Source organism: Plantibacter sp. ME-Dv--P-095 (assembly GCF_030209365.1).
GTDB lineage: Bacteria > Actinomycetota > Actinomycetes > Actinomycetales > Microbacteriaceae > Plantibacter.
On the sequence record NZ_JARVSB010000003.1, the window covers coordinates 469,696 to 493,425 of the forward strand.

The window sequence follows — 23,730 nt, forward strand, 5'->3', positions numbered from 1 at the left end:
GCCTACTGCTTGTAGGAGGACAGGAAGTTGCCGAGTCGCTCGATCGCGTCGGTGAGGACGCGCTCCTCCGGCAGGGTGACGACCCGCAGGTGGTCGGGGTCCGGCCAGTTGAAGCCCGTGCCCTGGACGAGCAGGATGTGCTCCGCCACCAGTAGATCGTGGACGAGCTGCTCGTCGTCGTGGATCTCGTGGACCTCGGGGTCGAGGCGCGGGAAGGCGTAGAGCGCACCCATGGGCTTGGTGCAGGAGACCCCGGGGATCGAGTTGAGGCCGGCCCAGGTGGCGTCGCGCTGCTCGAGCAGGCGACCGCTCGGTGCGATGAGGGCGTCGATCGACTGCACCCCGGAGAGCGCCGCCTGCACGGCGTGCTGCGCCGGCACGTTCGGGCACAGACGCGTGGACGCCAGGAGGGTGATGCCCTCGAGGAAGCCGCGCGCGTGGTCACGCGGCCCCGTGATCACGAGCCAGCCGGACCGGTAGCCGGCGACGCGGTAGGTCTTCGACAGGCCGTTGAACGTGAGGCAGAGGAGATCGGGGGCGACGGTCGCCATCGGGATGTGGACGGCGTCGTCGTACAGGATGCGGTCGTAGATCTCGTCGGCGAGCAGCAGCAGCCCGTGCTCACGGGCGACCCCGGCGATCTGCTCCAACACCTCGCGGGAGTACACCGCACCCGTGGGGTTGTTCGGGTTGATGACGACGATCGCCTTCGTGTTCGGCGTGATCTTGGAGCGGATGTCCTCGATGTCGGGCGCCCAGTCCGCCTCCTCATCGCAGCGGTAGTGCACCGGGGTGCCACCCGCGAGGCTCGTCATCGCCGTCCACAGCGGGTAGTCGGGCGCGGGGATGAGGACCTCGTCGCCGTCGTCGAGGAGGGCCTGCATCGTCATCGTGATGAGCTCGGAGACGCCGTTGCCGAGGAACACCCATTCCGGATCGACCCGGGGGAACCCCTCCATCTCCTCGTAGCGGTAGGAGACGGCCTGGCGCGCGGAGAGGATGCCGCGGCTGTCGCTGTACCCGTGGGAGTGGGGGAGCGCCGCGATCATGTCGCGCACGATCTGGTGCGGAGCCTCGAAGTCGAAGATGGCGGGGTTGCCGGTGTTGAGCTTGAGGATGCGGTGCCCGTCGGCCTCGAGACGCACGGCCTCGACGAGGGCCTTCCCCCGGATCTCGTAGAGGACGCTTTTCAGCTTGGAGGACTGGTCGAGGGTGCGGCGGGTGGTCATCCCCACAGGCTACTGCGGCCGGTCGAGCGGGCGGCAGTGCCGATTGCGGGATCGCGGCTCCTCGGACGCGCTGTTTCGCTGAGTCCCCGCTGTCAACGCCGGGGACACGATTCGTCCACGTTCAGGGTAGAGGAGTACCGTCAGACGCTGGCGGTCAAGACTGCCTGGTCAGAGGCACGGAGGAATCGTGACCGGAAACGCAACTACCCGATTCGACAATGTGGCCATGTTGTCGGTGGCGAGCACGCTGCCGTCCGCAGTGGTGACCTCGGTGGAGATCGAAGAGGGCCTCGCCGCGGCGATGAAACGCGCCAGGCTCCCGAAGGGCATCCTGCGACGGGTCGCCGGCGTCGTCGAACGACGACACTGGGGTCCGGGCGAGAACTCGGACGACGCCACGGTGTCCGCCGGTCGCCGTGCGCTCGCCGAGGCCGGTATCTCGCCGTCGCAGATCGGGCTCATGATCAACACCTCGGTCACGCGGCAGCACCTCGAACCGTCCGTCGCCGTGCGCATCCACGACGGCCTGGGTCTCCCGAGCTCCGCGATCAACTTCGACATCGCCAACGCGTGCCTGGGGTTCGTGACCGGCATGACGATGGCCGCCGCGATGATCCAGTCCGGGCAGATCGAGTACGCGCTCATCGTGAACGGTGAGGACGCGAGCGAGGTCCACGCGAACACGATCGAACGGCTGAGCGGCAGCACGATCGACCGCGACGACTTCATGAGCGAGTTCGCCTCCCTCACGCTCGGATCCGGAGCTGCGGCCGCCGTCATCGGCCCCGCCGACCGCCACCCGGAGGGGCACCGCATCCTCGGTGGCGTCACCCGTGCCGCGACCGAGTTCAACCACCTGTGCGTCGGCAGCGTCGACGGCATGTTCACCGACGCGCGTGCCCTCCTCAAGGGCGGCCTCGACCTCGTCGTGTCCGCGTGGAAGGAAGCCGCCGGCGACGAGTGGCGCTGGTCGAAGATGGACCGCTACATCACCCACCAGGTGTCGTCCATCCACACCGACTCGATGGTGAAGGCGGCATCGCTCGACCGCAGCCGCGTGCCCGTCACCTACCCCTACCTCGGCAACGTCGGCCCCGCGTCCATCCCGATCACCCTCGCCGACCAGCAATCGAGCCTCACCAAGGGCGACCGCGTCCTCCTCATGGGCGTCGGCTCGGGGTTGAACACCGGCCTCATGGAGCTCGCGTGGTGACGGGCACCGTCGCCGCCAACATCGGGCTCCGCACCATGGGCGTCCGCGCCGCAGGGCTCCCCGGTCTCCCCGCCCGGTACTCGCACCGCATCGACGTGCCCGGCCGGCTCGCGGACGAGGGCACCACGCGCAACTGGCACTACCTCGACACCGCCGAGGCGCTCGCCGAAGCCGGGGTCGAACCCGTCGGCACGGTGCTCGCCGTCCACGGCAACCCGACCTGGTCGTACCTGTGGCGCTCGCTCGTGACGCAGTCCGTGGAGCAGGCCCGCGAGGGCGGTGCCGCCTGGCGCGTCGTGGCCGTCGACCAGATCGAGATGGGGTGGTCCGAGCGCACCGAGCTCACGCGGACCCTGGAACAGCGGATCGCCGACCTCGCCGGCTTCACCGAGGCGCTCGGGCTCACCGGCCCCGTCGTCACACTCGGTCACGACTGGGGCGGCGTCATCTCGCTCGGGTGGGCCACCGAGCACCCCGACCTCCTCATCGGATCGATGCTCCTCAACACGGCCGTTCACCACCCGGACGGGACGCCCATCCCAGCACCGCTGCGGCTCGCCGGAGCCCGAGGCATGCTCGGTGCCGGCTCCGTCCAGACCACCGCGTTCCTGGACACCACCCTGGCGCTCGCCGCTCCGCCGCTCGCGAGCGACGTCCGCGACGCCTATCGCAGCCCGTATTCGGCTCCGGCTCGGCGCCGCGGGATCGGCGCGTTCGTCGCCGACATCCCGGCGACGCCCGAGCACGTCAGCTTCCCCCGCCTGGAGCGGCTCGCCGCCGACGTCGCCGAGCTCCGCGTCCCGGCCCTCATGCTGTGGGGCCCGCGCGACCCGATCTTCAGCGACCGGTACCTCGACGACCTCGCCGACCGCCTGCCGCACGCCCAGGTGCACCGCTTCGCCGGTGCCGGGCACCTCGTCATCGAGGACGCCCCGGTCGCCGAGTCGCTGCTGTCCTGGCTCGACGAGCACCTCCCGCAGGGTCAGGCGACCACGGCCGAGGCGACCGTCCCGGCCGACGCTCCGGCGGCCGACCCCACCTTCGAACCGCTCTGGCGACGACTCGACGAACGCCGTACGGACGACGCCGATGCCATCGTCGAACAGCGGGGTGCCGGCTCCGCCCGTCGCGTCAGCTGGCGCCAGCTCGACGACCGCGTGACGCGCCTCGCCGCAGGGCTCCACCGCATCGGCGTCCGCCGCGGCGACCGCGTCTCGTTGCTCGTGACGCCGGGCGCCACACTCACCGCCGTGATCTACGCCTGCCTGCGCATCGGCGCGGTCGTGGTCGTCGCGGACGCCGGGCTCGGTGTCCGTGGGCTGTCGCAGGCCGTCCGTGGCGCCTGGCCCGCGTACGTCATCGGCGAGACGAAGGGCCTCGCCGCCGCGCGTGCGCTCGGCTGGCCCGGGGTGAAGATCTCGGCAGCACGGCTCCCCGGAGCGACCGCAGCAGCCCTCGGCGTCTCGCACAGCCTCAAGGACCTGCTCGATGACGGTCCGGCTCCCGCGCTCCCCGCGGAGCCCGGTCCGGACGACCTCGCCGCTATCCTCTACACCTCGGGTTCGACGGGCCCGGCGAAGGGGGTCCGGTACTCGCACGCGCAGCTGTCGTCCCTCCGGGATGTCTTGTCCGCCCACTTCGGGATCACCGCCGAGTCCGGCCTCGTCACCGGCTTCGCGCCGTTCGCGCTCCTCGGCCCGGCGCTCGGTGCCCGCTCCTCCACGCCGGAGATGGACATCTCGGCCCCGCGCACGCTCACGGCCCGCGCGGTCGCCGCCGCGGTGGCCGAGGCGGACGCCGACATCGTGTTCCTCTCACCGGCTGCCATCCTCAACGTCGTGGCGACGGCCGGCGAGCTCGACGACGCCGATCGTCGAGCCCTGCAGGGCGTCCGCACGGTGCTCTCGACGGGTGCACCGGTCAGCCGTCAGTTGCTCACCGCGCTCGTCGGGGTGCTCCCGAACGCGTCGGCGCACGCCGTCTACGGCATGACCGAGTGCCTGTTGGTCTCCGACATCACGCTCGACACGATGCCCGGCGACGACTCCGAGCACACGGGCGTGTGCGTCGGGACCCCGATCGGTGGTGTCGAGGTGCGCATCAGCCCGCTCGATGCGGCCGGCCGGGCGACGGGCGAGCTGACGCAGGACCCGGACCGCCTCGGTGAGGTCATCATCTCGGCGGCGCACCTCAAATCGCAGTACGACCGCCTCTGGTTGACCGACCGCGCCGCCGTGCGCGACGTCGCCGAGGACGGCCGCTGGCACCGCACGGGCGACGTCGGGCATCTCGACGCCGACGGGCGCCTCTGGATCGAGGGTCGCCTGCCGCACGTCATCACGACGCAGGACGGGCCGGTCGCACCGGTCGGACCGGAGCAGGCGATCGAGACGGTGCCGCTTGTGCGTCGTGCCGCGGTCGTCGGTGTCGGCCCGGACGGCCTCCGGCAGTGCGTCGCGATCGTGGAGACCACCCCCGGTTCGAAGCGGGTCCGGCTCGCCGACGCCGCGCTCGCGGCCGAGGTGCGGGCTGCTTCACCGCAGCCGCTCGTCGCCGTCTTCGTGGTGCCGGAGCTGCCGACGGACATTCGACACAACTCGAAGATCGACCGCACGCGGCTCTCCGAGTGGGCCGACCGCGTCCTGGCCGGCGAACGGCTGAGCGCGCCGTGACCGTCCTCGTCACCGGTGCGAGCGGCATGCTCGGCCGCGAGGTCGCTCTGGAGCTGCTCCGCGCGGGTCACCGGGTCCGGGTGTTGCAGCGCGGTCCGGCCGGGCTCGACGGGGTCGAGGAGGTCCGTGGGTCGATCACCGATGCGGCCGCGGTCGGTCGGGCGATGCAGGGTGTCGACGCGGTCGTGCACCTGGCGGCCAAGGTGTCGTTGGCCGGTGATCCGGCGGAGTTCGAGCAGGTGAACGTCGGCGGGACCGAAGTCGTCCTCGACGCAGCGGAGACGGCCGGGGTCTCGCGGTTCGTCCACATCTCCTCGCCGTCCGTCGCGCACGGCGGTTCGGCACTCGTGGGCGTCGGCGCAGAGCCGGCCGACCCGGGTGCGGCGCGTGGTGAGTATGCGCGGACGAAGGCGCAGGGCGAGTTGCTCGCCCTCGAACGGGATCGTCGTGGCTTCGCGGTCGTCGTCGTGCGGCCGCACCTCGTCTGGGGTCCCGGCGACCCGCAACTCGTGGAGCGCATCGTCGACCGTGCGCGTCGCGGCCGGTTGCCGTTGCTCGATGACGGGACCGCCCTCATCGACAGCACCTACGTCGCGAACGCGGCGTCGGCCGTCGCAGCGGCACACGAGCACGCCGAGACGGCGCACGGGCGGGCGTTCGTCGTGACGAACGGGGAGCCCCGGCCGGTCGGCGAGTTGCTCGCGGGCATCTGCCGCGCCGCCGGCGTGAAGCCGCCGTCGTTCAGCGTCCCGGCGGGCATCGCTCGTGCGGCCGGCGGACTCGTGGAGCGTCTCTGGAGCATCCGTCCGGGTGCGGACGAGCCGCCGATGACACGGTTCCTGGCGGAGCAGCTGTCGACCGCGCACTGGTTCGACCAGCGCGACACCCGCGAGGCCCTCCACTGGACGCCGGCGGTCTCGATCGACGAGGGTCTCGAGCGCCTGGCGGCCCACTACCGCGCCTGACGCGAGGCCTGGCGCTGGAGACGGCACGCTCGTCTGTCGGGATGCGACTGCCAGACTGTGCGCATGGTCGACTCGCTCTTGCGCCCCTGGAAGTCGACGGACGCGCCATTCCTGTGCGCCGCGTTCGTGGAGAACCCAGACCTGGGCCCGCAGTTCGGCGGAGTGGATCTGTCGGACGTCGACGCCGCGGCTGGTTTCATCTCGCAGGTGTTACAGCCGTCCGCCTCCCGCCGCAATTGGGCGATCGTGAGCGACGGCGTGGTGGTGGGCAACGTCGGTGTGTCCGCGATCGAGCGCCGGCATGGCACCGGCTGGCTGTCCTACTGGTTGAGCGGCGACGCCCGGGGTCGAGGTCTGGCGACGCGAGCGGTCAACGCCGTCGCCGCATGGGCCTTCACGGACGGGCTGTTCCGCTTGGAGCTGGGGCACCGGGTCAACAACCCGGCGTCCTGCGGGGTCGCGACACGGGCAGGCTTCATCGCTGAGGGAATCGAACGCCAGAAGCTCTCGTACGGCAAGGAACGGTTCGACGTCGAGCTGCACGCCCGCCTGACGACGGACCCCAGTCCGAGCGGCGACCGCCTACCGCTGGTGCTTTAGGAGCGTTGGTTCGGTGGCGTCGTCAGATTGTCGAACGCTTCGCCGCCGCCAACACGTCCACGGCGAGGCGAAACACGTCTTCTCGGCTGTCCGTCAAGCTCATCGAGTCTTCGCCGTAGATCTCGAAGGCGATGTCGACGAGTGTCTCCGCCGCCGTGATCCCCAGGTGTCTCACCAGCACGACGAGGTCGCTGAGGTCTTGCTCCCGGGCGCTTGCGAGCTTCATTGCGATGAGTACCTTGGGATCCGCGAGAGCGACGACGAAGCCTTCGGACTCTGCTCTGACGTCTCCTTGGCCATCGGGGATGAACGGCCTTGCGTTCGAGTTCAACCATGTCGGCGAAAGGGAATAGCGCACCGCCAGCTTCGCGGCTTCTTCCTGCACTTCGGCGTCTGGCCAGAAGACCGCGTCGACATCGGTCGTTACACGTATGGCGTGGTCGTCGGGGTACTGCAAGGCCAGTGCGGCCCCTCCGACCACGTACATCCGTCCGTTGACCTTCCGCTCGGTCAGAGCGCCCTCGAGCTCGCGCATCAACCGGCGGACGAAGGCTGGATCCAACTGCTGCTCGTGGCTCACGCGCGGCTCAGGCTCTGTTCGTCGATGAAGATGTTGAGACGCCGCAGATGCTCCGGCGAGCGGGTACGCGCACGCTCCCGCAGGCTGCCGAACTGGGAGACGAACCATGGCTCGGGCAGCGGTGTCAGCTCGGGCCATCGCGCGGTGAGTGCATCAGGCAATGCTCGGCCGTAATGGGCGCGGAACAGGGTGTCCCATCCGGTGTCGGGGAGTTCCTGTGGAGGCCGGGCAAACAGCGGATCGATCGAAAGGTCGGGTTCGACCGTGACCTTCTGCACGGCTTGCGTCAGCAGACGGAGCGCGAACGTGCGATCTCCCTCGGCGAGGGCGTCGATCATGGCTTGAGAGACGCCGGCGGGCGAGAATCGAGCGGTGGGCGACGACGATTCGACCGCGTTGATGACGATGTCCTTTCCCAGGGCTCGCAGGGCCCGTTCGAGCGATGCAAGCTTGATCGTCGCGTCCTCCTCGGACTTGAGGAGCTGCGAGACCGCCCCAGGAGTGACGTGCAGGCGCCGAGCCAGCTCAGCTCCACTGGTCCCCGCAGCGCTCATGGTGTCCCGGATCAACGTGCTCACTGCTCGTCCAATCGTTAGCTGTAGCTAAATTCTACCAGCTCATCCGACTGCGTCACCTCCGTCGCGCACCACTCACCCTGTCGGAGGTGTGCTCTACGTTCGAGCGCATGCGTTCGTTCCGGATCCAAGTGCCCGATGCCGACCTCGACGAGCTGCGTCGGCGACTCGAAGGGGCCCGTCTGCCGGGTGCGATCGGCGACGCAGCGGAGGAGAGCGCGCTGTCGCTCGATCGACTGCGTCAGCTCGTCGACCACTGGCGCGACGGCTTCGACTGGCGGCGGGTGGAACGGGAGCTGGCGGCCGTCCCGCAGTTCGAAGCGGAGGTCGACGGCCAGCGACTCCACGTCGCACGGTTGCCCGCGGCGGAGGGGGCCACGGAGACGGTCCCGGTCATCGTGTTCCACGGGTGGCCCTACTCGTTCGTCGAGATGCTGCCGCTCGCGACGGCGCTCGCCGGCCGGGTCGTCGACCTCGGTCACGGTCGGGTGCTCGGCTTCGAGGTGGTCGTTCCGTCGCTCCCCGGCTACGGGTTCTCCGCGCCCCTCGCCGACGACCGCCCGTTCACCGGCCCGGTGGTCGCCGAGTTCATGCACGGGCTCATGACCGAGGTGCTCGGGCACGCGCGATACCTCACGTACGGCGAGGACGTCGGTTCGACGACGAGCGACTGGCTCGCCGCGCTGCATCCGGAAGCGGTCATCGGGCAGTTCGCGACGCATGCCGCGTTCCCTGCGGCGTCCCGGGCGCACGATCTCAAGGTTGCGGAGCAGGACTGGCTCGACCGCCACGATCGCGAGTGGACTCGCGGCCTCGCCTACGCGCGCGTCCAGGCGACCCGACCTGAGATCCTCGCCGCAGCGCTCAACGACTCACCCGTCGGGCTCGCCGCCTGGATCGCGGAGAAGCTCCTCGCCTGGGCGGGTGACGGTGCGTGGTGGACGGACGACGAGCTGCTGACGACCGTGTCGTTGTACTGGTTCACGCAGAGCATCGGGTCATCGTTCCGCCCCTACCGCGACCACCCGAAGCAGCAGGAACTGCCGCTGATCGAGGTGCCCGTCGCGGTCGCCGTGCAGACCGGAGAGCGTGGGCTTCCGCGCTCCTACGCGGCGCGGACGTACACCGACATCCGCAGTTGGACCGAGCTGGACGAGGGAGCCCACTTCACCGCTTGGCAGGTGCCGGTCGAGGTGGCCGACCGGATCGAAGCGTTCGTGGTGACGCTGCTCGACGACTGACCGGCCGGGGTGGGGCCGTCAAGCGTCCGCGTCGCGAAGCGAACGGATCATGCTGCGCAAGATGGTGAGCGCCGCCTGCTGCTCGTCCGGGGTCAGCCCCTGCAGCATCCGTACCTCCACCGATCGCACGGCGGCGGTCGCCTGCGCGAGGTGTTCACGGCCGAGCGGGGTGAGCTGCGTGGGCAGGGCCTTCCCGACGGGCGCCTGCTCCGGGCGGCTGACGAAGCCGTCCCGTTCGAGTGCCTGCAGGAGGACGTTCATCGACTGCCGGGTCACGAACGCGCCGCGGGCGAGCTCCGAGTTGGACAGGCCGGGCCGCTGGGCGAGGAGTTCCAGGCACGAGTAGTGCGTGATCGTCATGCCGAGTGGGCGCAGGACCGCCTCCATCGCGGAGCGGAGCGCGCTCGACGCCTCCTTCAGGAGATACCCGAGCGAGGTGTCCAGTTCGATCACGTCTTGACTCATGTCAGTATTCTGACATAGGCTGACGGTGTCAGGTAACTGACACGCTGAATTCACCACCCACTACGAGAACAGGAACACGCCATGCCCGTCACCGGACCCGACTTCATCTCCCTCCAGGTCACCGACCTCGACGCCTCGCAGGCCTTCTACGAGCAGTACCTCGGCCTTGTCCGCTCGCAGGCCGGCCCGCCGCACGCGGTCGTCTTCGAGACCACGCCCACCGCCTTCGCCCTGCGCGACATCGTCCCCGGAACCGACCTCGCGGCCGTCGACCAGCCCGGCGTCGGAGCCGCGATCTGGTTCCACGCCACCGGCGTCCAGGAGATCCACGACGCCCTCGCCGCAGACGGTCACACGATCGTCTCGGCTCCCATCGACGGGCCGTTCGGGCGCACCTTCACCTTCGCCGACCCCGACGGCTACCAGCTCACCCTCCACGACCGCGCCTGATCGCGACCGGCCCCGCCCGGCCCCTGCCGCTCGACCCGCGCGGAGCCCGACGCGTCAGAATGGACGGATGCGACGTTCGAGAGTGCACGTGATGGGGGCCAGTGGTAGCGGCGTGACGACGCTCGGGCGGGCGCTCGCCGACCACTGGTCAGTGCCGCACGCTGACGCCGACGACTACTTCTGGGTGCCGACCGACCCGCCGTACGTCACGAAGCGGGCTGATGCCGAACGGGTGCGGCTCATGCGGGAGATGTTCGTTCCGCGTGAGGCCTGGGTCCTGTCGGGTTCGATGCCGGGTTGGGGTGACGAGATCGTCGCGGAGTGCGACGCCGTCGTCTTCGTCGTCCTCGACCCGGCCGAGCGCCTGCGTCGGCTGGAGGCCCGCGAGGTCGAGCGGCGTGCCGGCGAGCGGTTCGACGAGGCCGCCTGGGAGACGTTCCGGGAGTGGGCGAGCGGCTACGACGACCCTGCGTTCGACGGACGCAGCCGCGCCTCGCACGAGGCGTGGCTGGCCACCCTGCCGCAGCCCGTCCTCCAGGTCGACAGTGCGATGTCGAGATCCCAGCTCGTCGAAGCGGTGCTGGCCTGGGATCCGCGCTGAGTCACGGAGCGCGAGCGCAGGGCGTCGGCGTTGTCAACCGCGCGCCCCGCTGCCGACGGGAGGCGCATACTGGAACGGTCAGATCTATCTGACACACGTCGCTTAGTGAGCGACAGCGGCGTGCAGTTTCGACGCTCGAGGAGGATGTCCCACCATGAAGGCACTGCGGTACACGAAGATCGGCTCGGCCCCTGAGGTCGTCGAGATCGAGAAGCCGACGCCGGGGCCGGGTGAGATCCTCCTGAAGGTCACCGCTGCCGGCGTCTGCCACTCCGACGACTACGTCATGAGCCTGCCCGAGCAGGACTACCTCGAGCAGCAGTACCCGCTGCCGCTGACGCTCGGCCACGAGGGTGCGGGCGTCATCGAGGAGTTCGGGCCCGGCGTGGAGACGAGCCTGCAGCTGGGCGAGGCCGTCGCCGTCTACGGCCCGTGGGGCTGCGGGCACTGCCTGAACTGCTCGCAGGGCAAGGAGAATTACTGCACCAATGCGGCGGCGGAGGGCATCCGTCCTCCCGGACTCGGCGCCCAGGGCTCGATGGCCGAGTACATGATCGTTGACGACGTGCGTCACCTCGTCCCGATCGGCGACCTCGACCCGGTGAAGAACGTGTCGCTCACCGACGCGGGCCTCACGCCGTACCACGCGATCAAGCGCAGTCTGCCGAAGCTCGGCGCCGGCACCTTCGCGGTCGTCATTGGCTCCGGTGGCCTCGGTCACGTCGGCATCCAGATGCTGAAGGCGCTCTCCGGTGCCACGGTCATCGTGCTCGACGTCAACGACGAGAAGCTCGAGCTGGCGAAGCACGTCGGTGCCGACGTCACCCTCATCAGCGACGAGTCGGCGGCGGGGAAGATCCGCGAGCTGACCGGCGGTGTCGGGGTCGACGCCGTGTTCGACTTCGTCGGCGCGAACCCGACCATCGCGACGGCCACCGCTGTCGCAGCGACGGAGGCCGACGTGACGATCGTGGGCATCGGCGGCGGTTCGGCCACCATCGGCTTCGGTTCGATCGCGTACGACGCGGCCGTCCGGATCCCGTACTGGGGTTCGCGCAGCGAGCTCATCGAGGTCTTCGAGCTGGCGAAGGCGGGCAAGGTCGACGTCGAGGTGCAGCCGTACTCGCTCGACGACGCTCCGAAGGCCTACGAGGACCTGCACGCGGGCACGATCCGCGGCCGGGCGGTCATCGTCCCGTAACAGCGTTTCCGAGAACCGGCGTGTGCTGCGGCTGCGGCACACGCCGGTCCTTCGTTCTAGGGTTCACACCCCGGAAACATTTTCGACACCCTATTGAAACTGCGCGCGCGCATACTTTCAATACAGTATCGAAATGAGTCGCCGCGAGGTTGGCGACGCAACCGGAGGAGCATCCCATGACCGTCGTCGAGACCGTTACCACCGTGGAGTCCGTCCGCGCCCGCCTGCAGGAAGCCGGCGTCAAGTACGCCATGGCGAGCTTCGTCGACATGCACGGCAGCATCAAGACCAAGTTCGTGCCGCTGTCGCACCTCGAACGCATGGCCGGGGGATCGGAACTCTTCACCGGTGCCGCGCTCGACGGCCTCCCGCAGGCGATCAGCGACGAGGAGCTTTCGGCCCGCCCCGACCTCGACAGCGCCGTCCAGCTGCCGTGGCGGAAGGACGTCGCGTTCTTCGCGAGCGACCTCTACACGAAGGGCGAGCCGTTCGAAGCGGCGTCGCGCAACATCCTCAAGCGTCAGCTCGACGCGGCCGCGGAGATGGGCTTCACCTTCAACCTCGGCATCGAGACCGAGTTCTTCGTCCTCAAGGACACCCCCGAGGGTGTGACCGAGGTCAGCGACCGCGACGACCTCGCGAAGCCCTGCTACACGGCCACCGCGGCACTCGACAACCTGGACTGGCTCACCGAACTCGTCGAGGCGATGACGGAAATGGGCTGGGGGGTCTACTCCTTCGACCACGAGGACGCGCCTGGGCAGTTCGAGATCGACTTCAACTACTCCGACGCGCTCACCATGGCCGACCGTGCCGTGTTCTTCCGGCTCATGGCCAACGAGATCGTCCGCAAGCACGGCTACTTCGCCACCTTCATGCCGAAGCCCTTCGCCGACCGCAGCGGTTCCGGCGCGCACTTCAACATGTCGCTCGCCGACATCGAGACCGGTGAGAACCTCTTCGAGACCGACGACGACCCGCGCGGCTGCGGCATCTCGGAGCTCGGCTACAAGTTCATCGCCGGTGTGCTCAAGCATGCACCCGCCCTGTCGGCGGTCATCGCACCGACCGTGAACAGCTACAAGCGTCTCGTGCGGCAGGGCAGCATGTCCGGCTCGACCTGGGCGCCCGTGTTCGTGAGCTACGGCAACAACAACCGCACCAACATGCTCCGCGTGCCGTTGCAGGGTGGACGCGTGGAGTGCCGCGCGGCCGACATCAGCTGCAACCCGTACCTCGGCGCCGCCCTCATCCTCGCCGCGGGCCTCGAAGGCATCCGTGAGGACCTCGACCCGGGTGCACCGCACACCGAGAACATGTACGACTACACGGAGGCGGAGGTCGCGCAGCTCGGCATCGGCATGCTGCCGCGCAGCCTCGGTGAGGCGGTCGACGAGTTCGCCACGGACTCCCTGTCGCGGTCGGTGTTCGGCGAGGCGATGTACGACGCGTTCATCGACTACAAGCGCCAGGAGTGGAACGAGTACCAGGCGCACGTCTCCGACTGGGAGACCGCCCGCTACCTGAAGTTCTTCTGATCCCGATGCACCAGGTCCTCGACCTCGGGAGGTTCGCGCTGGAGTCCGGCGCGGACCTCCCCGAGGCCCGGCTCGCGTACACGACGCACGGTGTGCTGAACGCCGCCGGCGACAACGCGGTGCTGGTGCCGAGCTACTACACGGGCACGCACGCGAGCGCAGAACCGTGGATCGGCTCAGGGCGGGCGCTCGATCCGGCGGAGTGGTTCATCGTGTCGGTGGACCTGTTCGGCAACGGCGTCTCGACCTCACCGTCGAACGCCGCCGCGGAGGTGCACGGGGCCGCGTTCCCCACGGTGTCGATCGGCGACAACGTGCGCGCGCAACTCCGGCTCGCCGAGCGGCTCGGCGTGCGACGCTGGCGGCTGATCGCCGGCTGGTCGATGGGGGCGCTGCAGGCCTACGAGTGGGCGGTCCGGTATCCGGCGTTCGTCGACGCGTTCCTCCCCATCGCCGGTGCCGCCCGCTGCTCCCCGCACAACGCGGTCTTCCTGGCGGGTGTCGAGGCCGCTCTCAGGGCCGACCCGGTGTTCGAGGGTGGTCGATACGCGGTCCCGCCGCGCGCCGGACTTCGCGCCTTCGGGACGGTCTACGCGGGCTGGGCGTACTCGCAGGCCTTCTTCCGCGACGGCGTGTACCGCGAGCTCGGCTATCCCGACGTCGCCGCCCTCCTCGAGGACTGGGCCGCCGACCACGAGCGGTGGGACGCGAACGACCTGCTCGCCATGCTGCGCACCTGGCAGCAGGCGGATCCGGGACGGGGAGTCGAGGGCGGTCTCGCTGCAGCGCTCGGTGGGGTGCGTGCGCGGAGCATCGTGATGCCGTCGTCGACCGACCTCTACTTCACCGTCGACGACAACGTGCTCGAGTCGGCGATGATGTCTCGGAGCGAGGTGCGGGTCATCTCGTCCGACCTCGGCCATGTCGCCGGGCGACCCGGGGTGCGGGCCGCTGAGACGGCCGTGATCGAGGCCGCGATGCGTGAGCTGCTCGCGGATCGCTGAGGCCGCCCGCCCGTAGGATTGGCGGAGGTGTCCGCGAGCAGGGAGTGGTGATCGATGGCCGGCCGCACAGGAGCATCGCCGGGCCGTCCGCGCGCGAGCGGGATCGCCACCGAGGATCCGCGCGAGGAGATCATCCAGGTCGCGACCCGGTTGTTCGCCGAGCGCGGCTACGAGCGCACGAGCATGACGATGCTCGCCGAAGCCTGCGGGATGAAGCAGTCGTCGCTGTACTACTGGTTCGCGAACAAGCGTGAGGTGCTGCGGGCGACCGCCGCCTCGAACCGCCAGTCGGTCGGCGCTGCGGAGGCCCTCGGCTCGATCGAGGCCGCGACCCCCGCGAAGCTGTACCGGGTGCTGTACGAGGACGGTGTCGCCATCTGCGAGGCGCCCTTCGACTACAACGAGATCGAGCGGCTCGCTGCGGAGCACCCGGACGACCTCGCTTCGTTCTGGGACGACTACCGCGCGCTCTTCACCTTCATCGCCGGGCTCATCCGCGACGGCGTCGAGCAGGGCGTGCTCATCCTGGGCGGCAGCGAGACGCCGGAGTGGGCGGCGGCCGCAGCCCTCCACGCGAACGAGGGCATGCAGAAGGCCTACCGGTACGGCTCCGGCGACATCGCCGCCCAGTATCCGCCGGTCGAGGCCGCCGAAGGTGCGGGCGACGCGGACCGCATCCGGGCCTTCGCCCGCCGGACGGCGGCCGCGACCGTGCACAGCCTCCTCGTCGACCGTGCGGCGCTCGCCGACGTGGAGCGCGACGCCCTGGCGCTGAACCTCGCCGTCGCTGTCGACTAACGCGTCGGCGGCTCGTCGTCGGGTCGGGTGTGCACCTGGCCGCCCCCGAGGCGGGACCGCAGGCTCGTGGTGATGACGGTCAGCGCGAGCGAGATCTGCACCACCAGATCGTGCGGGCGCGGGTCATCCCGCACCTCCGTCGTCGGTTCGGGCCGCCTCGGCGGGTGGAGGTTTCGGGAGCCTCCACGCCTGGATCACGATGACCGCGCCCAGGACGACCTGCAGGACGCCCAGGATGACCCAGGACAGCGAGCCATGACTGTCTGCGTCGGGAGACACCCTGAGTGCGAGTTGCCCGATGCCGAGAGCGGCCCACGTCCAGCCCAGCACCAGTCGTGGTGTCCGGTACTCCGGATCGTTCGCCTTGACCATGCGAGCAGCCTATGCCGCGGTGTCGGTGGGCGTGACAGTCGGTGCGGGTCGGCGGGCTCCACCGACGTGAGCAGAGTGAGCTCACCGCGCGCGTGAGCGCTTCGTCCGGGCTTGGCCTCGATACGTTCGTTCAATGACGCAAGACGAGGTCGCGCAGGGACGCCGGCACATGCTGGAACACTTCCGTTGGATCGAGGGCGAAGCAGACGTGTGGAGCATGTTGCGCGATCCGAAGGCGCTCAGTGCCATCGTCAACGCCTTGGCTGCTCTCGCAGAGCGCGATCGGCCTGACGCCATCGTCGGTATCGAGTCACGCGGCTTCGTTCTGGCGCCGGCAGTGGCGGTCAGATTGGGCATCGGGTTCGTAGCCGTCAGAAAGGACGGTGCCCTGTTCCCTGGCTCGTTGATCAGCAAACAGACCGAGGCCGACTACCGGGGACGCCGACAGACGTTGTCGGTACGCAGGGATCACCTGGAATCCGGGGCTCGACTGGTGCTGGTCGATGACTGGGTGGAAACCGGAAGCCAGGCTCTGACCGTCACGCAGCTCGCGAAGGCGGGCGGGGGCACGGTCGTGTCGCTGAGCACCATCGTCGATGAAGCGGATGACGCTGCGCGGCACAGGCTGCCGCCGATCCGCTCGCTCGTGACGCGGGCCGACCTCCACTGATCGGCGCCGGTTGATCGAAGCGGGAAGGGCGACCCGCACCTGACAGGGAGCTGGACCTCTCCGCCAGCGCACTCGCGTTCATGCGTATGGTCGAACCATGTTCGTCCGATTCCAGAGCGCCGTTCCGAATCGGCACGGGCGGTACCCCGGGGTGTTCGCGATGGCGAACGGCCTGCATGCCAGTGGTCGACTATCGGAGAAGCGTCTTACCTACGAGGACGACGTGCAGGTCGTCGCCGTTCCGTTCCGGCACCCCGACGACTGGCCCCTCTGATGTAACGAACACGAAACGGATTCGATACTGCATTGAAACCGGTCGTCGCGACAATTGGATGACATATTGAAAATGCGGTCGTCCGTTTCGGATCCCGCGCGAACCCTGGAGGTCCGAATGGACACGGCTGCAATCGCGGGCAACACGGCATGGCTCCTGACGGCGGTGGTCGCCGTCGCACTCATGCTGCCCGGCCTCGCCATGTTCTACGGCGGGATGGTCAGCCGCCGCGTCACCATGAACATGATGATGATGATCTTCGCGTCGTTCTGCCTCGTCGGGATCCTGTGGGTGGCGTTCGGCTACTCCATGGTGTTCGGCGACAGCATCGGCGGCCTCGGACTCGTCGGCGACCCGACCGAATACCCCGGCCTCGGTCAGCTCCTCGTCGCCCCGGAGGGGAGTGCCCTGCCGCCCCTCGCGCTCGCCGCCCTCCACCTCATGTTCGCCGGCCTCACCATCGGGATCGTCGCCGGTGCCGCCGCCGGCCGCATGAAGTTCAGTGCGTGGATGGTCTTCGCTGGGGTCTGGTCGACGCTCGTCTACTTCCCCGTCGCGCACTGGGTCTTCGCATTCGACTCCGCCGACGGCAGCGTGCAGGGCGGCTGGCTCGCGAACACGATCGGCTCGATCGACTACGCCGGCAGCACGGCCATCCACGTCAACTCCGGGGTCGCGGCCCTCGCGCTCGCGCTCGTCCTCGGCAAGCGCAACGGTTTCCCCTCGCAGCCGAAGGCGCACAGCCTCCCGCTCACCCTGCTCGGCGCGGGCCTGCTCTTCGTCGGCTGGATCGGCTTCGACGGCAGCGCGCTCGGTGCCGCAGACAACAACGCCGCCGTCGCGGTCTTCAACACCGTCGCCGCGACCTGCGCCGGCGTCATCGTCTGGCTCGTCGTCGAGAAGCTGCGCGACGGACACCCGTCGACCCTCGGCGCCTGCTCCGGCGCGATCGCCGCGCTCGTCGCCATCACACCCTCCTGCGGTGCGGTGACCCCGCTGGGCTCGCTCGCGATCGGTGCCGCAGCAGCGGTCGTCTGCTACTTCGCCGTCAGCCTCAAGGTCCGCTTCGGCTTCGACGACGCGCTCGACGTCACCGCCCTCCACTTCGTCGGCGGGGTCGTCGGTGGTCTCCTCATCGGCATCCTCGCGGTGCCGCTCGCACCCAGCGGCGGTGAGGGGCTCCTCGCCGGTGGCGGCTTCCTCCTCCTCGGCAAGCAGGCCCTCGCGATCGTCGCCGTCTTCGTCTACACGTTCTCCATCACCTGGGTGCTCGCGAAGGTCCTCGACAAGACGATGGGCATCCGGGTGTCGGCCCAGACGGAGGCCCAGGGTCTCGACGTCGTGCTCCACGCGGAGAACGCCTACGAGATCAGCACGCACGAGGCGCTCTCACCCCGCGGGCACGCGGAACCGAAGGTCCCGGCCGTCGTCGACTGAGTCCGGTCCGCCGAGGGCTGGTCCGGGCGGCGCCGCAGAACACCACCGGGGTAGGGGGTACCGGATACCTCGGGGTGATGCTGCGACGCCGCCCGCTTCGTAGCGTCGAAGCATGGACGTCATCAACGAACTCATCCTCACCGCAGTGACCTCGCCGTGGCTGTACGTGGTGATGTTCGCGGTGGCCGTGATCGACGGTTTCTTCCCACCGGTCCCGAGTGAGACGGTGCTCGTCGCCGCGGCGGCCGTCGCGGTCTCGACCGGAGGATCGAACCTGCCGCTCCTCGTCGTCGTCGCGGCGCTGGGTGCCGCGATCGGCGACAACCTCGCCTACCTCATCGGTCGGGGCGTCGGCACGACCCGCTTCGCCTGGATGCGTCGCCCGCGGATCGCCGAGGGATTCGACCGGGCCGGCCGTGCCCTCGGCCACCGCGGTGCGCCGCTCATCCTCGGCGCACGCTACATCCCCGTCGGTCGCGTCGTCGTCAACATGACCGCGGGTGCGCTCCACTACCCGTGGCGGCGGTTCGTCCCGCTGAGTCTCATCGGCGGTGCGACCTGGGCCGCCTACAGCGCCCTCATCGGCATCGTCGCCGGGAAGCTCTTCGCAGACCAACCGCTCCTCAGCTCCGTCATCGGCGTCGCGGTCGCCCTGGTCCTCGGCCTCGTGGTCGACCGGGTCACCGCGGCCCGCCGACGCCGTCGCGAGCGCTCAGCGGCCACCGCAGCGCGCGGCGCAGAGGAGGACGCCGAGGCCGACGCCCGGTCGGTGCTGGTGCCGGTGGGAGAATGACGCTCATGGACCGCACGACGCTCGACCCCTCGCGCCGCGCCGTCGTCCTCTTCGTCCTCGCGGGCATCGGGGTGGTCCTCCTCAGCGTCCTCGTGCCGATCCAGAGTCTCCTCTACGGCACGGTGCTCCCGGCGTCGTTCCTCCTCGGAGCCGCGATCTGCGGCGCACCGGTCCTCTCCGTCGTGCTTCCCCGGGTCGCGATCGCGCTCTTCTCCGCCGCCGCATTCGTGCTCCCGCTCGTCGCCTCAGCCGATCACGACCCGGTCTGGCCGTGGCCGTGGTCGGTGCCGGCGCTCATCGCGTTCGCCGTCCTCGTCGGGGCCGTCACCTTCCTGCACGGCTGGTTGCCCGGGCTCGTCACCCTGCTCGTGAACGTCGCCGGCTCGCTGGTCGCGGCGCTGCTCGTCCCGTCGGCGGCCGACGCGACCGCCATGGCCGCCGATCTCATCGTCGCGTCCTCCATCGCCGCGGTGGCGTTCCTCGTGGCGCTCCTCGTCTCCGGGCGCGTGCGCATCGGGGAGGAGCTCACTCGGGAGCGCGAGGTCTCAGCGTCCGAGCAGTCCCGGCGGATGCTCGTCGAGGAGCGCACGCGGATCGCTCGAGAACTGCACGACGTCGTCGCGCACAGCATGTCGGTCATCCAGGTGCAGGCCTCGACCGCCAAGTACCGGGTGCCTGGCCTCGCGGACGAGGCCACGGCGGAGTTCGACGACATCGCGGCGACCGCCCGTGCGTCGCTCGTGGAGATGCGGCGCCTGCTCGGCGTCCTGCGCACGGAGGATCAGGCGGCCGAGCTCGCGCCGCAGCAGGGCATCGATGACCTTCCTGCCCTCGCGGAGGGGCTGCGCCGAGTGGGAGCCGACATCACCCTCGAGGTGGGCGACCCCGGCGACACCGTCGTCCCGCCATCCGTCCAGATCGCGGCGTTCCGCATCATCCAGGAGGCCATGAGCAACGCGGTGCGGCACGCGCCCGGCGCGCGCGTCACCGTGGCCGTCGGCATCGACCCCGATGCGGTCCGCCTGCGTATCCACAACGGGGCTGCCCGGTCCGCTGGGGAGCACGGGGCCGGACACGGGCTCCGCGGCATGCTCGAACGCGCCGCACTCCTCGACGGCAGCCTGAGCGCCGGTCCGGACGGCGAGGGCGGCTGGCTCGTCGTCGCGGCCCTGCCCGTCGCTGCTCCGTCTCCGTCGCACGTCTCGACCTCTTCCGCCCGACCCGTCTCCACGAAGGACCACCAGTGACCATCGACGTCCTCATCGCCGACGACCAGGCCATGGTCCGCGCCGGATTCGGCGCCCTCCTCGACGCGCACGAGGGCATCCGGGTGACCGGTCAGGCGGCGAACGGCGCGGAAGCCGTGAAGCTGTCCGCACGCCTCGACCCCGACGTGATCCTCATGGACGTGCGCATGCCCGAGCTGGACGGGATCGAGGCGACCAAACGCATCCTCGGGCCGTCGTATCCGGCGGCGAAGATCCCCAGGATCATCATGCTCACCACCTTCGACATCGACGACTACGTCTACGACGCGCTCCAAGCCGGCGCGAGCGGATTCCTCCTGAAGGACGCGCTCCCCGAGGACCTCGTCCACGCCGTGCGGGTCGTCGCGGCCGGTGACGCCCTGTTGGCGCCGAGCGTGACCCGCCGGATGATCGCGCAGTTCGCCGCGCAGAAGCCGCGGGTCGGCCAGGGGGTCGCCCGGCTCGCGGAGCTCACGGACCGCGAACGCGAAGTGCTCGTCCTCATCGGCAACGGCCACTCCAACAGCGAGATCGCCGCGAGCCTCTTCATCGCCGAGCAGACGGTCAAGACCCACGTCGGCAAGGTGCTCGCCAAGGTCGGCGCCCGCGACCGCGTCCAGGCCGTCATCTTCGCCTACGACACCGGACTCGTCGCGCCCGCCTGACCGGGTCGGCCTTCGGCGCTCCACCTCCCTCCCCGGTACGGGGCGGGTCGACACCGCCGGGTGATGTGGCGGCCCATGCCGCGTTCATAACCTCCTCGGACCGTCACCGAGGAGGACCGTCATGGCCATCACCCACACCCCACCGCAGCCCGCCAGACCCGCGCTCAGGCCAGGGCTCGCGCCCGCAGTCGTCGCGTCGAACACCCGTGACACCGGCATCGACCTCGTCCGCGCCTGCTGCATCGTCGGAGTCGTCGTCCTCCACGCGATGATGGTCGGCGTGACGGTGACGTCCGCCGGCCCGGTGTTCGCGAACGCGAGCGACGGCACCGCGTGGATCGCACCGCTCAGCTGGGTCCTACAGGTCATGCCGCTCTTCTTCGTGATCGGCGGGTTCGCTGGGCTCCTCGCCTTCCGTCGGCAGCGGGCCCGAGGCGTGCCGGCCTCGGCGTTCGTCGCGGCACGGCTGCACCGACTCCTCCTCCCGGCGGTCGTCACCATCGGCTGCACGGCCGCGGCCCTCGCGATGCTGACCCTGGCCGGCGTGCCGGCCGACCTCATCGCCGCCGCCGGCTTCCGGTTCGGACAACCGCTCTGGTTCCTCGCCGTGTTCCTGCTCTGCCAGGCACTCCTGCCCGCGCTCGCCGCAGCCCATGAGCGCGCTCCGATGCGGGCCATCGTGGCGCTCGTCGTCGCTGCCGTCCTCGTCGACGTCCTGCGGGCGTCCACCGGTGTCGACGCCCTCGGGTTCCTCAACCTCGTCTTCGTGTGGACCGCGCTCCAGCAGCTCGGGTTCTTCCTGGCGGACGGCTCGATCGACGCGCTGGCCAAACGTGTCCGGATCGCAGCCGGTGCCGGGGCGGTCGTCGTGCTCGTCGTCCTGTGGTGCGCCGGGGTGTACTCGGCCGACCTCATCGCCAACATCAATCCGCCGACCGCCGCCCTCCTCCTCGTCGGGGTCGCGCACACGGCGCTGCTGTCGCTGCTGCGCGAGCGGCTGACCCGACTCAGCCGACGACCCCGGGTCGCGAGCGCGACGGCTTTCGTCACCACGCGGGCCATGACGGTCTACCTCTGGCACATGCCGGTCCTGCTGGCGATGGCGGGGGCGTCCGCGGTGTTCGCACTCACCACGGGTGTCGCGCTCCCCGAGCCCAGCAGCCTCGGATGGTGGCTCGGTCGGCCCATCTGGCTCGTCGCGGCGCTCGGGCTGACCGCCGCCGTGGCCACGGTCTTCGCGCGTGTCGAGGCGGTCTCGATGCCGGTCGCGACACGCTCCCGCCGCCGGATCACGGTCGCCGTCGTCCTCGGGCTGACCGCGGTGACCTTCCTCCTCGTCGTCGGCACCTCGGTGATGACGGGCACGCTCGCCGTCCTGATGATCCTCGCCTCACTCCACGTGTCGCGGTCATCCTCGCGATCATGATCGGTGACCTCGGGCCACTGCCGCGTCAGCGCGTGCAGAGCCCGTCGCGGATGGTCGCGGCCAGCGCGCTGCGGCGGCGCTCGTGGACCTCAGGCGCATCCGCCGAGGTGGCGACGACCGTCATGGACGCCTGCGCCCAGGTCGCCGCGGTCGAGATGAGCAACGACCAGATGTCGGCCGGGTCGAGATCGGGGCGGATCGACCCTGCGCGCTGTTCGGCCTCGATGTCGCGGATGTGCTGGACGTCGTGGTCCTCGAGGCTGGGGTAGAGGTAGCCGGTGCTCTCACGCTCGAGGCGCTTCCACATGACGAGGCGGGCCAGCGCCGGGTCGGCGAGGTAGTCGTCGTACAGCCGGGCCGCGTATTCGGGGAGCTGGGCCGCGGTGAACGGGACCCGGTCGCTGTTGGCGATGACATGGGCGTGGAACACCGCGTCGAAGAGCTGGTCCTTCGCTCCGTAGTACGCGTAGATCATGGGCTTGCTCATGCCGGACCGACGGGCGATCCGGTCCACCCGGGCGCCGGCGATGCCATGGGTGGCGAACTCCTCGGTCGCGGCGTCGAGGATGCGCTGGCGAGTCTGGTCCGCGGTGGTCATTGATCGAGTCTACCGAACCTACCAACTAGTAGGTAGTATCGAGCCATGCGCACAACCGCCCTCATGTCCACCGCCACGCCCCGGTCGCTCCGACCGACCACGATCGAACGCCGCGACCTCCGACCGGACGACGTCGACGTCCGCGTCACCTACTGCGGGGTCTGTCACAGCGACCTGCACGCCCTCGACTCCGCAGGGCCTCAAGCGGGACTCGTGCCCGGCCACGAGTTCGTCGGCGAGGTCGTCGCCGTCGGTTCCGCGGTGACGGCGTTCGCCCCCGGCGATCCGGTCGCCGTCGGCAACATCGTCGACTCCTGCGGCACCTGTGCGATGTGTCTGCGCGGCCAGGAGAACTACTGCGCGGAGTTCCCGACCCTCACCTACGGCGGGCGGGACCGCGTCGACGGGAGCACGACGCTCGGCGGCTACGCCGGTCGCTACATCGTGCGCGACAGCTTCGTCTACCACCGCCCGCTCTCCCTCGACCCGGCCGGCGTCGCGCCCCTCATGTGCGCGGGCATCACCGTCTGGGAGCCGCTCCGGAGCAACGGCGTGGGGGAGGGGACGCGACTCGGGGTCGTCGGCCTCGGCGGTCTCGGGCACCTCGCCGTCCGGCTCGGGCATGCGCTCGGTGCCGACGTCACCGTCTTCACCACCTCGGAAGGCAAGGCGAGCGACGCCGAGCGGCTCGGGGCGTCGCGGGTGGTCGTCTCGACAGACGCGGACGCGATGGCCGCCGCGGCCGGCAGCCTCGACCTGGTGATCGACACGGTCTCAGCCGAGCACGATCTCGCGCCGTACCTCCGCGTCCTCGACCTCGACGGGACGCTCTGCTCGCTCGGCACCCTCGGTCCGATCTCCATCCAGACCATGGACCTCCTCCTCGGTCGGAAGCGCCTGACCTCGTCGGGCAGCGGCGGTCGGCCGTGGACGCAGGACCTCCTCGACTTCTGCGGCACCCACGGCGTGACGGCCGACGTCGAGATCGTCCCCTCCGCCGACGTGGACGTGGCCCTCGACCGGCTCGCGCGGAACGACGTCCGGTACCGCTTCGTGCTGGACCTCGCCGACCTCGACGCCGAGCTGGATGCGGAGCGGGACACCCTGCACGTCTGA

Annotated in this window: 24 protein-coding genes; 18 read left to right on the forward strand and 6 right to left on the reverse strand. The window is 69.9% G+C overall.

The genetic code is table 11. From position 1 onward, the window contains the following. Positions 1-2: 2 nt before the first annotated feature. Complete coding sequence (locus tag QRN26_RS04725) at positions 3-1,229, reverse strand: pyridoxal phosphate-dependent aminotransferase (protein WP_056009747.1); 1,227 nt, start codon at positions 1,227-1,229, stop codon at positions 3-5. A 226-nt stretch (positions 1,230-1,455) separates the two neighbouring features. Between QRN26_RS04725 and QRN26_RS04730 the strand changes: the two genes are divergently transcribed. The 4 genes from QRN26_RS04730 to QRN26_RS04745 all read left to right on the forward strand — a co-directional run bounded on the left by QRN26_RS04730 (position 1,456) and on the right by QRN26_RS04745 (position 6,679). Continuing rightward, on the forward strand, positions 1,456-2,442 hold the full coding sequence (locus tag QRN26_RS04730; RefSeq protein ID WP_056780005.1) for a 3-oxoacyl-ACP synthase III: 987 nt from the start codon (positions 1,456-1,458) through the stop codon (positions 2,440-2,442). A 35-nt stretch (positions 2,443-2,477) separates the two neighbouring features. Beyond that, positions 2,478-5,114 carry an alpha/beta fold hydrolase gene (locus QRN26_RS04735; RefSeq protein WP_285035680.1) on the forward strand — a complete coding sequence of 879 codons (2,637 nt, stop codon included), beginning with the start codon at positions 2,478-2,480 and terminating at the stop codon, positions 5,112-5,114. Continuing rightward, positions 5,111-6,079: an NAD-dependent epimerase/dehydratase family protein gene (locus tag QRN26_RS04740; protein WP_285035546.1), complete on the forward strand. Its 969-nt coding sequence runs from the start codon at positions 5,111-5,113 to the stop codon at positions 6,077-6,079. The genes QRN26_RS04735 and QRN26_RS04740 overlap by 4 nt, the downstream gene beginning before the upstream one ends. Before the next feature lie 63 nt (positions 6,080-6,142). Beyond that, complete coding sequence (locus tag QRN26_RS04745; RefSeq protein ID WP_285035547.1) at positions 6,143-6,679, forward strand: GNAT family N-acetyltransferase; 537 nt, start codon at positions 6,143-6,145, stop codon at positions 6,677-6,679. A gap of 22 nt (positions 6,680-6,701) precedes the next feature. Here the strand turns inward: QRN26_RS04745 and QRN26_RS04750 are convergent, their stop codons facing one another. Both QRN26_RS04750 and QRN26_RS04755 read right to left on the reverse strand, forming a co-directional pair. Next, complete coding sequence (locus QRN26_RS04750; protein WP_285035549.1) at positions 6,702-7,259, reverse strand: hypothetical protein; 558 nt, start codon at positions 7,257-7,259, stop codon at positions 6,702-6,704. Then, positions 7,256-7,837 carry a helix-turn-helix domain-containing protein gene (locus QRN26_RS04755; protein WP_285035551.1) on the reverse strand — a complete coding sequence of 194 codons (582 nt, stop codon included), beginning with the start codon at positions 7,835-7,837 and terminating at the stop codon, positions 7,256-7,258. Before QRN26_RS04755 ends, QRN26_RS04750 begins: the two co-directional genes overlap by 4 nt. 107 nt (positions 7,838-7,944) lie before the next feature. Here QRN26_RS04755 and QRN26_RS04760 point away from each other — a divergent pair, with 107 nt between their 5' ends. After that, positions 7,945-9,075, forward strand: a complete 1,131-nt coding sequence (locus QRN26_RS04760) for an epoxide hydrolase family protein (protein ID WP_285035552.1) — start codon at positions 7,945-7,947, stop codon at positions 9,073-9,075. Between the two features lie 18 nt (positions 9,076-9,093). On the opposite strand, the gene QRN26_RS04765 is transcribed toward QRN26_RS04760, so the two are convergent. After that, entirely contained in the window at positions 9,094-9,540 is a 447-nt protein-coding gene (locus tag QRN26_RS04765) for a MarR family winged helix-turn-helix transcriptional regulator (protein ID WP_285035553.1), read from the reverse strand. Positions 9,541-9,621: 81 nt separating this feature from the next. Here QRN26_RS04765 and QRN26_RS04770 point away from each other — a divergent pair, with 81 nt between their 5' ends. The 6 genes from QRN26_RS04770 (at position 9,622) to QRN26_RS04795 (ending at position 15,132) form a co-directional block, all read left to right on the forward strand. Continuing rightward, a complete protein-coding gene (locus QRN26_RS04770) occupies positions 9,622-9,990 on the forward strand; it encodes a VOC family protein (protein WP_056009736.1) in 369 nt (122 codons plus the stop codon). 67 nt (positions 9,991-10,057) lie between these two features. Continuing rightward, entirely contained in the window at positions 10,058-10,591 is a 534-nt protein-coding gene (locus QRN26_RS04775; RefSeq protein WP_056779994.1) for a P-loop NTPase family protein, read from the forward strand. A gap of 154 nt (positions 10,592-10,745) precedes the next feature. Next, entirely contained in the window at positions 10,746-11,792 is a 1,047-nt protein-coding gene (locus tag QRN26_RS04780) for an NAD(P)-dependent alcohol dehydrogenase (RefSeq protein WP_285035556.1), read from the forward strand. 176 nt (positions 11,793-11,968) lie between these two features. Next, a complete protein-coding gene (gene glnT / locus QRN26_RS04785) occupies positions 11,969-13,330 on the forward strand; it encodes a type III glutamate--ammonia ligase (protein ID WP_056009729.1) in 1,362 nt (453 codons plus the stop codon). A 5-nt stretch (positions 13,331-13,335) separates the two neighbouring features. After that, entirely contained in the window at positions 13,336-14,334 is a 999-nt protein-coding gene (locus QRN26_RS04790) for an alpha/beta fold hydrolase (protein WP_285035558.1), read from the forward strand. A 54-nt stretch (positions 14,335-14,388) separates the two neighbouring features. Beyond that, the gene (locus QRN26_RS04795) at positions 14,389-15,132 is read left to right on the forward strand and encodes a TetR/AcrR family transcriptional regulator (RefSeq protein ID WP_285035560.1); all 744 of its coding nucleotides are present in this window, start codon (positions 14,389-14,391) and stop codon (positions 15,130-15,132) included. Positions 15,133-15,255: 123 nt separating this feature from the next. Here QRN26_RS04795 and QRN26_RS04800 read toward each other — a convergent pair whose 3' ends face one another. Further along, positions 15,256-15,504 carry a hypothetical protein gene (locus QRN26_RS04800; protein WP_285035562.1) on the reverse strand — a complete coding sequence of 83 codons (249 nt, stop codon included), beginning with the start codon at positions 15,502-15,504 and terminating at the stop codon, positions 15,256-15,258. A gap of 133 nt (positions 15,505-15,637) precedes the next feature. Here QRN26_RS04800 and QRN26_RS04805 point away from each other — a divergent pair, with 133 nt between their 5' ends. The 6 genes from QRN26_RS04805 (at position 15,638) to QRN26_RS04830 (ending at position 22,016) form a co-directional block, all read left to right on the forward strand. Continuing rightward, positions 15,638-16,174 (forward strand): phosphoribosyltransferase family protein, encoded by a 537-nt coding sequence (locus tag QRN26_RS04805; RefSeq protein WP_285035564.1) that lies wholly within the window; start codon positions 15,638-15,640, stop codon positions 16,172-16,174. Between the two features lie 391 nt (positions 16,175-16,565). After that, positions 16,566-17,885 (forward strand): ammonium transporter, encoded by a 1,320-nt coding sequence (locus QRN26_RS04810; RefSeq protein ID WP_056009719.1) that lies wholly within the window; start codon positions 16,566-16,568, stop codon positions 17,883-17,885. A gap of 112 nt (positions 17,886-17,997) precedes the next feature. Beyond that, positions 17,998-18,678 carry a DedA family protein gene (locus QRN26_RS04815; protein WP_285035566.1) on the forward strand — a complete coding sequence of 227 codons (681 nt, stop codon included), beginning with the start codon at positions 17,998-18,000 and terminating at the stop codon, positions 18,676-18,678. Between the two features lie 5 nt (positions 18,679-18,683). Then, positions 18,684-19,925 (forward strand): sensor histidine kinase, encoded by a 1,242-nt coding sequence (locus QRN26_RS04820; RefSeq protein WP_285035569.1) that lies wholly within the window; start codon positions 18,684-18,686, stop codon positions 19,923-19,925. Beyond that, complete coding sequence (locus tag QRN26_RS04825) at positions 19,922-20,590, forward strand: response regulator (RefSeq protein ID WP_056779966.1); 669 nt, start codon at positions 19,922-19,924, stop codon at positions 20,588-20,590. The genes QRN26_RS04820 and QRN26_RS04825 overlap by 4 nt, the downstream gene beginning before the upstream one ends. Before the next feature lie 121 nt (positions 20,591-20,711). Then, positions 20,712-22,016: an acyltransferase family protein gene (locus QRN26_RS04830; RefSeq protein WP_285035572.1), complete on the forward strand. Its 1,305-nt coding sequence runs from the start codon at positions 20,712-20,714 to the stop codon at positions 22,014-22,016. A 25-nt stretch (positions 22,017-22,041) separates the two neighbouring features. Here QRN26_RS04830 and QRN26_RS04835 read toward each other — a convergent pair whose 3' ends face one another. Further along, the gene (locus QRN26_RS04835) at positions 22,042-22,614 is read right to left on the reverse strand and encodes a TetR/AcrR family transcriptional regulator (RefSeq protein WP_285035575.1); all 573 of its coding nucleotides are present in this window, start codon (positions 22,612-22,614) and stop codon (positions 22,042-22,044) included. Between the two features lie 45 nt (positions 22,615-22,659). Here QRN26_RS04835 and QRN26_RS04840 point away from each other — a divergent pair, with 45 nt between their 5' ends. Beyond that, positions 22,660-23,730 carry an NAD(P)-dependent alcohol dehydrogenase gene (locus QRN26_RS04840; protein ID WP_285035576.1) on the forward strand — a complete coding sequence of 357 codons (1,071 nt, stop codon included), beginning with the start codon at positions 22,660-22,662 and terminating at the stop codon, positions 23,728-23,730.

Excerpts from the sequence above, each read along its gene's own strand:
- QRN26_RS04835 (WP_285035575.1), bottom strand. The coding sequence starts at position 22,614 with ATGACCACCGCGGACCAGACTCGCCAGCGCATCCTCGACGCCGCGACC.
- QRN26_RS04730 (WP_056780005.1), top strand. The coding sequence starts at position 1,456 with ATGTTGTCGGTGGCGAGCACGCTGCCGTCCGCAGTGGTGACCTCGGTG.
- QRN26_RS04780 (WP_285035556.1), top strand. The coding sequence starts at position 10,746 with ATGAAGGCACTGCGGTACACGAAGATCGGCTCGGCCCCTGAGGTCGTC.
- QRN26_RS04810 (WP_056009719.1), top strand. The coding sequence starts at position 16,566 with ATGGACACGGCTGCAATCGCGGGCAACACGGCATGGCTCCTGACGGCG.
- QRN26_RS04775 (WP_056779994.1), top strand. The coding sequence starts at position 10,058 with ATGCGACGTTCGAGAGTGCACGTGATGGGGGCCAGTGGTAGCGGCGTG.
- QRN26_RS04805 (WP_285035564.1), top strand. The coding sequence starts at position 15,638 with ATGACGCAAGACGAGGTCGCGCAGGGACGCCGGCACATGCTGGAACAC.
- QRN26_RS04830 (WP_285035572.1), top strand. The coding sequence starts at position 20,712 with ATGGCCATCACCCACACCCCACCGCAGCCCGCCAGACCCGCGCTCAGG.
- glnT (WP_056009729.1), top strand. The coding sequence starts at position 11,969 with ATGACCGTCGTCGAGACCGTTACCACCGTGGAGTCCGTCCGCGCCCGC.
- QRN26_RS04735 (WP_285035680.1), top strand. The coding sequence starts at position 2,478 with ATGGGCGTCCGCGCCGCAGGGCTCCCCGGTCTCCCCGCCCGGTACTCG.
- QRN26_RS04745 (WP_285035547.1), top strand. The coding sequence starts at position 6,143 with ATGGTCGACTCGCTCTTGCGCCCCTGGAAGTCGACGGACGCGCCATTC.
- QRN26_RS04725 (WP_056009747.1), bottom strand. The coding sequence starts at position 1,229 with ATGACCACCCGCCGCACCCTCGACCAGTCCTCCAAGCTGAAAAGCGTC.
- QRN26_RS04800 (WP_285035562.1), bottom strand. The coding sequence starts at position 15,504 with ATGGTCAAGGCGAACGATCCGGAGTACCGGACACCACGACTGGTGCTG.
- QRN26_RS04820 (WP_285035569.1), top strand. The coding sequence starts at position 18,684 with ATGGACCGCACGACGCTCGACCCCTCGCGCCGCGCCGTCGTCCTCTTC.
- QRN26_RS04770 (WP_056009736.1), top strand. The coding sequence starts at position 9,622 with ATGCCCGTCACCGGACCCGACTTCATCTCCCTCCAGGTCACCGACCTC.
- QRN26_RS04795 (WP_285035560.1), top strand. The coding sequence starts at position 14,389 with ATGGCCGGCCGCACAGGAGCATCGCCGGGCCGTCCGCGCGCGAGCGGG.
- QRN26_RS04760 (WP_285035552.1), top strand. The coding sequence starts at position 7,945 with ATGCGTTCGTTCCGGATCCAAGTGCCCGATGCCGACCTCGACGAGCTG.
- QRN26_RS04790 (WP_285035558.1), top strand. The coding sequence starts at position 13,336 with ATGCACCAGGTCCTCGACCTCGGGAGGTTCGCGCTGGAGTCCGGCGCG.
- QRN26_RS04840 (WP_285035576.1), top strand. The coding sequence starts at position 22,660 with ATGCGCACAACCGCCCTCATGTCCACCGCCACGCCCCGGTCGCTCCGA.
- QRN26_RS04765 (WP_285035553.1), bottom strand. The coding sequence starts at position 9,540 with ATGAGTCAAGACGTGATCGAACTGGACACCTCGCTCGGGTATCTCCTG.
- QRN26_RS04815 (WP_285035566.1), top strand. The coding sequence starts at position 17,998 with ATGGACGTCATCAACGAACTCATCCTCACCGCAGTGACCTCGCCGTGG.